This is a genomic window from Bacillus sp. (in: firmicutes), assembly GCA_017656295.1.
Classification (GTDB): Bacteria; Bacillota; Bacilli; order Bacillales; family JACDOC01; genus JACDOC01.
In genome coordinates, this window is sequence record JACDOC010000007.1 from 133,743 (window position 1) to 145,299 (window position 11,557).

Here is an 11,557-nt window from a genome sequence, read left to right on the forward strand (position 1 = left end):
CATAACTTATATTTGTTTAATCTTTATTCATCCCTAATATTTTTAAATCTTCAAAAAAGGTTGGATAAGAAACAGAGACGGCATGGACTCCATCAATGGTTACTTCTGATTGACATATAAGGGAGGCAATTGCTAACATCATACCGATACGATGGTCCCCATAAGAACGGACGTTTCCCCCTGTTAAAGTACATTTTCCATGAATGATCATTCCATCCTCGGTCGGTTGAATATCAGCACCTAATTGTTGTAGCTCATGACAAACGGCATCAATTCTGTTTGTTTCTTTCACCTTTAATTCTTCTGCATTTCGAATAATGGTCTTTCCTTCGGCTTGAGTAGCAAGTAGTGCAATAATTGGAAGTTCATCAATTAATCGTGGAATCATCTCCCCTCCAATTTCAATTCCTTTCAATTTTGAAGAGCGAATGATAATTGTTCCAACTGGTTCTGTGGAATCATAGCTTTCGTCTACAATCGTAATATCTGCCCCCATTTGTTTCATTACATCAATAATGCCTGTTCTTGTCGGATTGAGTCCAACATTTGGTAAGATAATTTCACTTCCTGGGACAATAGCGCCCGCTACGAGGAAAAACGCTGCTGAAGAGATATCCCCTGGTACAACAATATTCGTTGCTTTTAATGTTTGTTTTCCATTCAATCGAATAACATTTCCATGTTTTTCAATTTCGCCTGAAAATTGCCGAATCATTCTTTCAGTATGGTCTCGACTTGGAGCAGGTTCAAGAATCTCGGTCGTCCCTTCACTTTGTAAACCAGCTAATAAAATAGCCGACTTTACTTGCGCGCTCGCAACAGGTAATTCGTATCGAATGGCATTTAGCTGTGCTCCTCGTACGGACAACGGAGTAAATTCTCCATTTTGACGTCCGTCAATGATGGCCCCCATTAATTGTAAAGGTTTTGTTACCCGAGACATCGGTCGTTTCGCAATGGATTCATCACCTATGAGGACAGAATGAAACGGGCGACCAGCTAAAATTCCGAGCATAAGGCGTGCCGTGGTTCCTGAATTTCCGACATTTAAAATGTCTTTTGGTTCTGTTAAACCGTCCCAGCCCTTCCCATGTACGGTCACAGTCGTTCCATGCTGTTCAATATGAACTCCTAAGCGTCGGAAACAAGAAATCGTACTTAAACAATCATCTCCAGTTAAAAAGTTTTCGATGGTGGTCGTCCCATTGGCGATGGCCCCGAACATAACCGCCCGATGGGAAATGGATTTATCCCCAGGCACTTGGACCGTTCCTCTTAAAGGACGACTTTGTGGTTTGAGCGATAATGTGTCCATTGTACTCCCCCTATGCTAAAAAGACTTCGTAATCGGTATGTCGTTTAATGCATTGCTCCGCACGTTTACGATCTTGATCGTTTTGGAAACTAATGACAAGGATGCCATAAATATCTTCTCTTGTTTCCATAATGCGAATATTCGTAATACTAATTTGTTCATCTGCTAAGTAACCAGTAATTTCAGAGATTACTCCTGGATAATCGGGTACATCTACGTATAGGTCATAAAACGAAGGAATGGCTCCTTGTTGAAATGCTGGCAAATCGTCACGAAATGTTTTAGCTTTTTGAAAGTACGCATAAATATTCTCACTATCTTCTTGCTCAAGCATACGGTCAATGTGTTCCATTTCACGCTTCCAATATCGTAATAACTGCTGCATCACTTCTTTATTATGTATGGTAATTTCTTTCCACATGCGTGGGTCAGAAGAAGCGATTCGGGTAATATCACGAAATCCACCAGCAGCAAGCCGTGATAATAGCGGAAATTCGCCACCAAACTTTTCAGCTTGGTGCACAAGCGATGCCGCAATAATATGAGGAAAATGACTGATGACTCCAGTCATCATATCGTGCTCATCCGGTTTTACTTGAACAAATTTTGCCTTCGTTTCTTTCAGCCAAGTTTTTAAACGCTTCACATCTTCATCAGCACCATCAAAAGGTGTTAACAAATAAAAAGCATTTTCAAATAATATATCTTTTGCTGCGATTACACCACTTTTATGTGAGCCAGCCATTGGATGTCCACCAATAAAAGTAATACCCTTTTCATGCAATTGTGTCGCTTGTTCCATGATGCGGCCCTTCGTACTTCCGGTATCTGTTACAATCACTCCATTTTTTAAGGGAAGTTGTGAAAGTTCATGTAATAGACGTTCCGTTTGAATGACTGGAGTGGATAATATGATTAAATCGGCCTTTACCACTTCATTTTTCCAATCTTCTGCTGCTTCATCAATTACTCCGAGCGATAGACCCAACTGTAATTGTTTCTTGTCCACATCATAGCCAATAATGTGTGCGTGGGGGTGAGCTTTTTTAATACAAAGAGCAAGCGAACCCCCAATCAACCCCAGGCCAATAACAAGTACCTTTCCCCCCATATCATTCCTCTCCTTTGACCTGTTGTTCTTGAATAAAACGTTCGAGTTGTTCGATTAATTGAACATTTTGTTCATATGTTCCAATTGTAATCCGAACACAGGTCGGGAATCCGAGAGCTTTACCTGAGCGCACGATAAAACCTTTTGTTAATAAATAACGAAAAACGTCGTCTCCATCCCTTCGAAAGTCAATCAAAATAAAGTTCGTTTGAGAAGGGAAATAAAATAATCCGTGTTTTTGACAAAACTTATAATATTGTTCGAGTCCTTGGCGATTTCGCATTCGACAATCTTGTATAAAGGTTTGGTCTTCGAGCGCCATTTGGGCAGCTAGTTGACCTAATGTGTTTGTATTAAACGGTTCTCTAACCGCTTCAAGACGCTTGATGACGAACGGGTCACCCACTCCATAACCGACTCGGAAAGAAGCGAGACCGTAGATTTTGGAAAACGTGCGTAACACAAGTAAATTGGGATATCTTTCAAGCAGAGAAATCGCATCATAATAATCATCAGCGACAACGTACTCATAATAAGCTTCATCTAATACAACAAGTACGTCTTTAGGAACTGCTGATAAAAAGGTCTTGAGTTCTTTTTCCGGAATGTAGCAACCTGTTGGATTATTCGGACTACAGAGCCAAACAACCGCTGTTTGGTCATCAATGACTTGTAACATAGATGATAAATCGTGCTCGCCGTTAACTAACGGAACTTCTCTAACTTCTGCCCCTTCAATTCGAGCATTATGTTTGTATTGAGGGAACGTCGGTGTAGCCATGACGGTATTTATCCCAGGCCGTAATAACGCTCGACTAATCATTAAGATCACTTCATCAGAACCGTTCCCAAACGTTAATTGCTCGATATTAACACCAAGATAGTTCGCTAACGTGCTCCTTAACGAATACGCATATCCATCAGGATATTTCGCTAAATCATTGGCTTGTTGTAACAAGTATTTTATTACTTTCGGGGAGCAGCCGAATGGATTTTCATTTGAGGCTAGTTTAATCACTTGTTCGATACCGAATTCTCGCTTTACTTCTTCAATCGATTTTCCTGGCTGATATGGCTGTAGTTGTTTGATAGGCTCCTTCCACTTCAAAACAGTTTCCCCCTTTAATCCTTACGTACGGTTCAAATCAGGACGTAAATGTTTCGCCCCTTTCAAATAAACATGATGAATATCTTCTTGTTTCTTTGATGTATTCACATGAATCATCACACGAATACATTTTTCAAGACTATGAGGAACTGGCATTTCTTGCATACACATGACAGGAACGAATGTCCATCCTTCTAAACTTCGTAACGCTTTTGCTGGAAATGATGCATTTAAATCAGGTGTTGCTGAAATGAAAACGGAAGCTACTTCTTCTGGCAAAATATCATTTTCTTTAATCATTACTCTCAATAATGATAAGGTCGATTCTACAATTGATTGTTCACTGTTATCATCAGCCGTAATCGCTCCTCGGATGCCGCGAATCATTTCATCTCCTCCCCTAAACGAATGAATTGATCGAACGTTTCCTCAAGTATTCGTTTATCAACACTTTTCATCATTGGCTGACCGATATCTCGTAATAAAACAAACACCGGCGTTTGACGACTTGCTTTTTTATCTCTTTTCATCCGCTCCCACACGTCCGAAAATGTCAGATTACGATCAAAAGAAAGGCGATAACCTAAAGTATGAATCCATGAAAGAAATGGTTTAAACGGAAAGTTGAGCTTATTCATTTTTTCACTTAGTAATAACGCGTAAACCATTCCCATCATGACGGCTTCTCCGTGTGTGATATTACCGTATCCATATGCAGATTCAATCGCATGTCCAAGTGTATGTCCAAAATTTAAAAAGGCGCGTACCCCTTGTTCTTTTTCGTCTTCTTGGACGATTGTTCCTTTGATGCGAATTCCGTTCGAAATTAAATGGACGAGTACTTTATCCCCTAGATTATGTAAAGTTTTGACGTTTTCGACTAAAAACTCAAAAAACATTGGATCAGCAATTAATGCATGTTTAACGACTTCCGCAAATCCGGACCGCCATTCATGCATCGGTAACGTTGATAAAAAAGAGAGATCATAAAACACCGCTTCCGGTTGGTAAAAAGATCCAATCATATTTTTGCCAAGTATATGATTAATTCCCACTTTACCTCCAACCGAACTATCATGCGCAAGCAACGTCGTTGGTACTTGCACAAACGATATTCCTCTCATGTATGTCGCTGCAACAAAACCAGCTAAATCTCCTATGGCGCCCCCGCCAACGGCTATGATTTCTGATTTACGATCTACACCATGTTTTAGCGCAAAAGAAATACATCTCTCGTACTCTTGTAAACTTTTTGATTTTTCTCCAGCGGGAGCTTTATACATTATCGCTTGCTCATGACTAGAGAGTAGCTGTTGAATGGTTTGGGGATGAAAAGCAGCCACTTGCTCATCTACGATCAACAACCATTTCGATACTGTTTTATTTTTCATATATTCTTTTAATGCTCCAATTGCATCTCGTCCGACGTAAACGTTGTACGATTTTGAAGAAGTAACAATTGGTATCGTTTTGACCATATTAAAACTCCTTTGCAAAGGCACGATGTTCGGCAATCGTTTTTTTCAACGTATCCATTCGGTCCCCGTAGAACTGTTCAACTAATGCGTTGGCTAATTCCCACGCAACTACTGCTTCCGCAACAACCGCAGCTGATGGTACTGCACAGCTATCAGAACGCTCAATACTCGCTTCAAACGGTTCTTTTGTATGAATATCTACGCTTTTTAACGGCTTATAAAGGGTTGGAATAGGTTTCATGACTCCTCGTACAACAATTGGCATGCCGGTTGTCATGCCGCCTTCAAATCCTCCTAACCGATTCGTTAAACGGTAGTACCCTTTTTCTTTAGACCAAGCAATTTCATCATGGACGGCACTTCCTGGTTTACGAGCCATATCAAAACCTAATCCAAATTCCACACCTTTAAAAGCATTAATGCTCACTATTGCACCAGCAATTTTCGCATCAAGCTTCCGGTCATAGTGAACATAGCTTCCAACGCCTGGAGGCATTCCTTCCACAATCACTTCCACGATGCCACCGATCGAATCCCCATTTTTCTTTGCTTCATCAATCGCGTCCATCATTTGTTGTTCTACTTCCTCATCAAAGCATCGAACTGGTGATTGTTCGGTTTTTTCTTGTAACTCTTTTATGGATGAATATGGTTTAGGCGAAGCTTTCACTCCACCTATTTCTACCACCTGTGAGGCAATTTCAATTCCTAATTCTTTTAATAGCTTTTTCGCTACCGCCCCAGCTGCTACACGAACAGTCGTTTCTCGAGCGGAAGAACGTTCGAGTACATTACGCATATCTTGATGGCCATATTTAATCGCTCCGTTTAAATCGGCATGCCCTGGACGTGGACGGGAAATTTTCCGTTTTATTTCATCATCAGCACCTTCTTCTAAAGGTTCGACTCCCATAATCTTTGTCCAATGTTTCCAATCTTTATTTTCTACGACTAAGGCGATGGGCGAGCCAAGCGTTTTTCCATGTCGGACGCCCCCTAAAATCTGAACACGATCCTTTTCGATTTGCATCCGCCGACCTCGTCCATACCCTTTTTGACGTCGCGCAAGCTCTATATTAATATCATCTGCTGTTAGCGTTAATCCTGCAGGCACCCCTTCGATGATGGTTGTTAATTGGGGACCGTGTGATTCTCCAGCAGTTAAGTACCTCATCATTCTTTCCCCCTTCAACTCATTAAAGAATTATGTATCAATATACCATATTTACTAAATAAATTCCTAGTACTTTCTTATGTTCTTGTAAAAATATTTTTTTAAAATAAAAAAGAACTATCATATATTGATAGTCCTTTACTCTTTCCGATAAAAAAACGTATCTTCTGTTGTAAATCGATAATTACTAGGATTGAAAATTTGTTCCGTACTTCCGACAAACAGCACCCCACCTGAACGTAACGCACGGCTAAATTTATGATAGATGTCGTTTTTCGCATCCTCTGTAAAATAGATTAATACATTTCGACAAACGATTAAGTCAAAATCTTGACCGTATGGATCAGCAAGCAAATTGTGTCGTTTAAACGTCACCGTCCGAGTGATTTCAGGGGCTAGACGATAAAAACTTCCTTCTTTTGTAAAGTATTTCTCTTTCATATCCCGCGGTACTTCTTGTAGAGAGCGTTCAGGATAGACAGCTAATTTCGCTTTCTGTAAGGCATTTTGATCAATATCGGTTGCTAATATTGATATTTGAGAAAACGGTAAGTAATTCGACAATACCATCGCAATCGTATATGGTTCCTCTCCAGTTGAACAAGCGGCACTCCATATTTTTAACGGTTTCCGTTCGTTAAGTAAACGAGGGAAAATTTTATGTTGTAAAACTTCCCAGCGTTTGGCATTACGATAAAATTCGGAAACGTTTATGGTCATCCGGTCTAACAATTCGTGAAATAACTCTTGATTGTTTTCCATTTCCTGAAATAAATCAGCAAACGAGCGAAATCCTTTTTTTTCATAAAAAGAGGTTAAACGACGTTTCATTTGAGCTTCTTTATACAACGATAAATCGATGCCAGATTTTCTCTTAAACTTTTTTATAAATTCTTGATAATCATACACCATGTCCATACCTCACCATCAGGAAAAGTAACCAAATCATAGTATAAAGGAAATTTGGACGTACGTGTAAAAAAATATCAAGTTTTTACTAATATTTCACAATTTCATTACCTCACATATATTGACAATATAAAAAGTAGTAAGGAAAAGTTCCTTACTACTTTATTGAGCCTTCACTCCTTAGTAAATCCATTGGTTCATTAACTTGTTATAAGAAACAAGTTCTTCTTCTTTAAAGAACAAGCCGATTTCACGCTCAGCACTTTCTGGAGAATCAGATCCATGAATAACGTTTTTACCAACTGTTAAACCAAAGTCACCACGAATGGTACCTGGTTGTGCATCTTTTGGATTTGTTGACCCCATCATTTGACGAGCTGTTGCAATGACATTCTCACCTTGCCATACCATGGCAAACACAGGGCCAGATGTAATGAAATCCACTAATTCTCCGAAAAATGGACGCTCTTTATGTTCAGCATAATGTTGTTCCGCAAGCTCTTTTGAAACTTGCATAAATTTTGCGCCTACTAGTTGGAAACCTTTTTTCTCCAAACGAGAAACGATTTCTCCAATTAACCCTCGTTGAACCCCATCAGGTTTAACCATTAAAAATGTTTTTTCCATGTCATCCCACTCCTAGCAACTATGTATTGGTCATGTAACCGATTCCAAAATTCATAGTACCACCTATTTTCCTATTTGACAACGTTCCTATTAAAAAATTCTTAATATTTTCTTTTGCCAATATAATTTACGATTTTTTGAAAACTTTGTTTTGCCCGATTGGCTGGCAACTGATCAAGAATGTTTAGCGCCTTATTTAAATACATGCGACTTACATCATACGAACGGTCAATCGCCCCTGAAGTTTTAATACGCTCAATGATGGCACCTATTTCTTCTTTAGATGTTTTCTCATGCACCTTTTCAATTTGTTGTCGTAATAAAGGGGACTCCATTGCATATAAGACGGGTAACGTAATATTACCTTGCAATAGATCACTGCCGGCTGGTTTTCCTAATTGTTGTTCAGTGCCGACAATGTCTAAAATGTCATCCGTAATTTGAAACGCCATGCCTACATAATAGCCGAACCAATACATTTTTTTATGTATCTCTTCGGTACATCCTGCAGCGATGGCTCCTAATTGACAACTAACAGCGATTAAAAGAGCTGTCTTTCGTTTAATGCGACGTAAATAATCGCGTACTGATTGATTAAATCGGTATTTATCTTTGATTTGTTCAATTTCGCCTACACAAACTTCGACAATCGTATGAGCCAAAATTTGATGGGCAAGCGGATAAGGGATATTCGTCATCCGCTCTAATGATCGGGCGAAAATATAGTCCCCTGTATACATCGCAATTCGGTTATCCCACTTTGATTTAATGGTCGGCTTCCCACGACGGAGGGCTGCATCATCAATAACATCGTCATGTACAAGTGATGCCATATGAATCAACTCAAGGGCCACGGCGACATCCTTTATCACTTCAATGTCATAATTTCCAAACTTTCCTGCTAACAAGACAAAAACGGGGCGTATTCTTTTGCCGCCAGCTTGTAATAAATGTAAGGAAGCCTCGGAAAGGAGTGGGGAGTCGGCCTGAATGGCGACTTCTAATTCTTGCTCTATGCGATCAATATCCGGTTTTAAAAAAGTATACATCATTTGTAATTTCATGATTTCCACCTAGCTTAACGACTTCCATCTTCTTTTTTCATCCCGAAGTGGACAGCAGCCACTCCGCCAGTATACGGTTTGTATGTGACGTTACTAAAACCTGCTTGTTCGAATAATTGTGCTAATTCCTTCATCCCCGGAAAATCACGTGCTGATTCTTGTAGCCAAGAATATTCTTTATAGCTTTTGGCGAAAATTTTTCCGAAAACTGGCATGATATATCGAAAATATAAATAATACAATTGCCGGTAACCAATCATTGTCGGTTGTGAAGTTTCTAAACAAACCGCAAGTCCACCAGGTTTTAATACGCGATACATTTCTTTTAATACATGTAAATAATCAGGAACATTACGCAACCCAAATCCAATGGTCACATAATCAAACGTATGATCTTCAAATGGAATTTCCATCGCATTTCCGTGAATGAGTTCCACGTTCGTTAATTGTTTATGAGCTACTTTCTCTTTTCCGATTTTCAACATATTTTGACTAAAATCTAATCCGAAAACTTTCCCTTCAGGTCCAACAGCATGGGCTAGGGCAATCGTCCAGTCAGCTGTTCCACAACATAAATCCAACACTATAGCGCCCTTTTGAACATTCATCCGCTTCATCGTGTCTTTTCGCCAACGCAAATGTTGTTTAAAGCTAATAACGGAATTCATCCAATCATATTGTTTATAAATTTTTTCAAACACATGATGAACACGTTCTTCTTTGGATTGTTGCATCATCATTTACCCTTCTTCCACAAAAGATTTCGTATGTAAATATAACGTATCAGCTAATTGAGATAACCGATTATTCCAATAAGTGGAATTCACTTTCCCTTTTAACAAAAGTTTAGCGGATGTAAATGAGGAATCAATCAATCGTTCTAAGCAATTGAAAAGTACCGTCCGTTGCTCGTTTGATAAAAGATGCGTTTTTTCTTTTTGATTTGGCAAAGTGAACGTTTGTATTAAGTTCATAAGTACGGAGTCTTGTTTTTGAACAAAGCGCTCTTTTTCGGATTTTAATCGTTTTAAAAATAAATATTCACGAGCAAATTGAAATAAGGCATCATGCTCCTTTTGGCGAAACGGTACTAATAGTTCAACTTCTATATTTTTCATCAATTCGAGTCCCTTATCCAAACAGGAGCATTCTTTTTGATAAAGTTGAATCTTCCAATCATTAATACGTTGAATCGATTCAGCGAGACGGCGAATCATCTTAACATGGTTGGCATTCGCTAATAAATGGTAGTATAGTCCGCTAAAATAATCACCTGCTAACACGGTCAATTGCCGTTCACGTAGCATACCGTAATCATTGGTTACTTGTTCGTGGGTATCAAGGGCAATTTGAATAAGTGCAATCGTTTTCCCAATCAGCTCCAATTCTTCTCGATTTTCCACTTGCTTTTCTAGCATAGTTAACAAAAATAGCTGTTTATCTTCGTCCACTTTTGGCAAGCGGACAAAGCGTTTAATATAGGAATGATTCCGTTCTTTATCGACTTGTTCTTTTACATTAGCGAGTATGGTCAACAAATGTTCCAATCGTATCACCCTTAATCCCATTTAATCCGCAATCACTCGAAATAGCATCTTTCATTATACCATAACCACTATGTAATAGCGATTTTTTCAATAAAGTTCATTTCATTTACATTAATGATTTATTTGTTATGTTGCCGAAAAGGGTTCGTTTTCTTTTTTTTGGAAAGATTTTTCAAAAAAAAAGGCTGTTTCCAATTCTTAAACATCAAAGAAAACAGCCTTATTTCATTCTATTTTTTTGTTTCACTTTCAATTTCGCCAACGCTTGTTAAAATTTTTGCCTTACCACGTACTTTGATGGCTGAAGTATGTTCCGTAAATTGAGCAATCATTACTTCACCTTTGTCTAATTTCTCCGAATGGTGAAAGCGAGTATCGGAACCACGCGTTAATCCAATGACATTGACCCCATCCTCTATCGCTTTAATCACCACAAAATCGTTTTGAACATTCACGATATCTCCATCCTCCATTTGCAAAAGATGTACTATTACTTAATAAATGAAAGTATTTCTGAACGTTTTACATGATCTTCTTCAAAAACTCCACGAACAGCTGTGGTCACGGTTTTTGATCCTGGTTTTTTTACACCGCGCATCGTCATACACATATGTTCCGCCTCAACAACGACCATGACACCATGCGGTTCTAGCTTTTCCATTATAGCATCGGCTACGGTTGCCGTAATTCGTTCTTGAAGTTGCGGTCTTCTTGCCACAGCCTCAACAGCTCGTGCTAACTTACTTAGGCCTGTAACACGTCCGTTACGAGGAATGTAAGCGACATGTGCTCGACCAAAAAAAGGAACTAAATGGTGTTCACACATCGAATAGAACGGTATATCTTTAACAAGCACAACTTCTTCGTGATCTTCACTAAATATTGTTTCAAAATACTCTTTTGGATCTTGATTTAATCCTGCGAAAACTTCTTCGTACATTTTAGCTACTCGCTTAGGTGTATCTAGTAATCCTTCACGATGTGGATCTTCCCCAATAGCTTCTAAAATAAGACGAACCGCCTCTTCAATCTGTGCTCGATTTATTTCTGCCATTTGTCTTCCTCCTACTAAACGCAAAAAATCGAATAAATAACATTCTAATATTATCATATCCTGTTTGAAACAAGCAAAAAGGAAGACTGTTTAGATTGAGTCAAGTATTTGTGGGCAGTTTTTTTCTCCCTAACAATGAAAGCGGATTCACTATTTTAGGGTACTCTCTT

General features: G+C 38.9%; 13 protein-coding genes. All 13 read right to left on the reverse strand.

Translation table 11 applies throughout. The features are described from left to right. Positions 1–16: 16 nt before the first annotated feature. The gene (gene aroA, locus H0Z31_08500) at positions 17–1,315 is read right to left on the reverse strand and encodes a 3-phosphoshikimate 1-carboxyvinyltransferase (protein MBO8177479.1); all 1,299 of its coding nucleotides are present in this window, start codon (positions 1,313–1,315) and stop codon (positions 17–19) included. A gap of 10 nt (positions 1,316–1,325) precedes the next feature. Further along, positions 1,326–2,426, reverse strand: coding sequence for a prephenate dehydrogenase (locus tag H0Z31_08505; protein MBO8177480.1), 1,101 nt, complete (start codon positions 2,424–2,426; stop codon positions 1,326–1,328). A 1-nt stretch (position 2,427) separates the two neighbouring features. Beyond that, a complete protein-coding gene (locus H0Z31_08510; protein ID MBO8177481.1) occupies positions 2,428–3,534 on the reverse strand; it encodes a histidinol-phosphate transaminase in 1,107 nt (368 codons plus the stop codon). A 21-nt stretch (positions 3,535–3,555) separates the two neighbouring features. After that, positions 3,556–3,921 carry a chorismate mutase gene (gene aroH / locus H0Z31_08515; protein MBO8177482.1) on the reverse strand — a complete coding sequence of 122 codons (366 nt, stop codon included), beginning with the start codon at positions 3,919–3,921 and terminating at the stop codon, positions 3,556–3,558. Then, a complete protein-coding gene (locus H0Z31_08520; GenBank protein ID MBO8177483.1) occupies positions 3,918–5,012 on the reverse strand; it encodes a 3-dehydroquinate synthase in 1,095 nt (364 codons plus the stop codon). The genes aroH and H0Z31_08520 overlap by 4 nt, the downstream gene beginning before the upstream one ends. Position 5,013: 1 nt before the next feature. After that, entirely contained in the window at positions 5,014–6,186 is a 1,173-nt protein-coding gene (aroC, locus tag H0Z31_08525) for a chorismate synthase (GenBank protein MBO8177484.1), read from the reverse strand. A 138-nt stretch (positions 6,187–6,324) separates the two neighbouring features. After that, the gene (locus H0Z31_08530; GenBank protein ID MBO8177485.1) at positions 6,325–7,098 is read right to left on the reverse strand and encodes a protein-glutamate O-methyltransferase CheR; all 774 of its coding nucleotides are present in this window, start codon (positions 7,096–7,098) and stop codon (positions 6,325–6,327) included. Between the two features lie 177 nt (positions 7,099–7,275). Then, entirely contained in the window at positions 7,276–7,722 is a 447-nt protein-coding gene (gene ndk, locus H0Z31_08535; GenBank protein MBO8177486.1) for a nucleoside-diphosphate kinase, read from the reverse strand. Positions 7,723–7,823: 101 nt separating this feature from the next. Then, the gene (gene hepT, locus H0Z31_08540) at positions 7,824–8,786 is read right to left on the reverse strand and encodes a heptaprenyl diphosphate synthase component II (GenBank protein MBO8177487.1); all 963 of its coding nucleotides are present in this window, start codon (positions 8,784–8,786) and stop codon (positions 7,824–7,826) included. A 14-nt stretch (positions 8,787–8,800) separates the two neighbouring features. After that, positions 8,801–9,520: a demethylmenaquinone methyltransferase gene (locus H0Z31_08545; GenBank protein MBO8177488.1), complete on the reverse strand. Its 720-nt coding sequence runs from the start codon at positions 9,518–9,520 to the stop codon at positions 8,801–8,803. Positions 9,521–9,526: 6 nt separating this feature from the next. Then, positions 9,527–10,333, reverse strand: a complete 807-nt coding sequence (locus H0Z31_08550) for a heptaprenyl diphosphate synthase component 1 (GenBank protein ID MBO8177489.1) — start codon at positions 10,331–10,333, stop codon at positions 9,527–9,529. 230 nt (positions 10,334–10,563) lie between these two features. After that, positions 10,564–10,788 (reverse strand): trp RNA-binding attenuation protein MtrB, encoded by a 225-nt coding sequence (mtrB, locus tag H0Z31_08555; protein MBO8177490.1) that lies wholly within the window; start codon positions 10,786–10,788, stop codon positions 10,564–10,566. 35 nt (positions 10,789–10,823) lie between these two features. Beyond that, a complete protein-coding gene (gene folE / locus H0Z31_08560; GenBank protein ID MBO8177491.1) occupies positions 10,824–11,387 on the reverse strand; it encodes a GTP cyclohydrolase I FolE in 564 nt (187 codons plus the stop codon). Between the last annotated feature and the right edge of the window lie 170 nt (positions 11,388–11,557).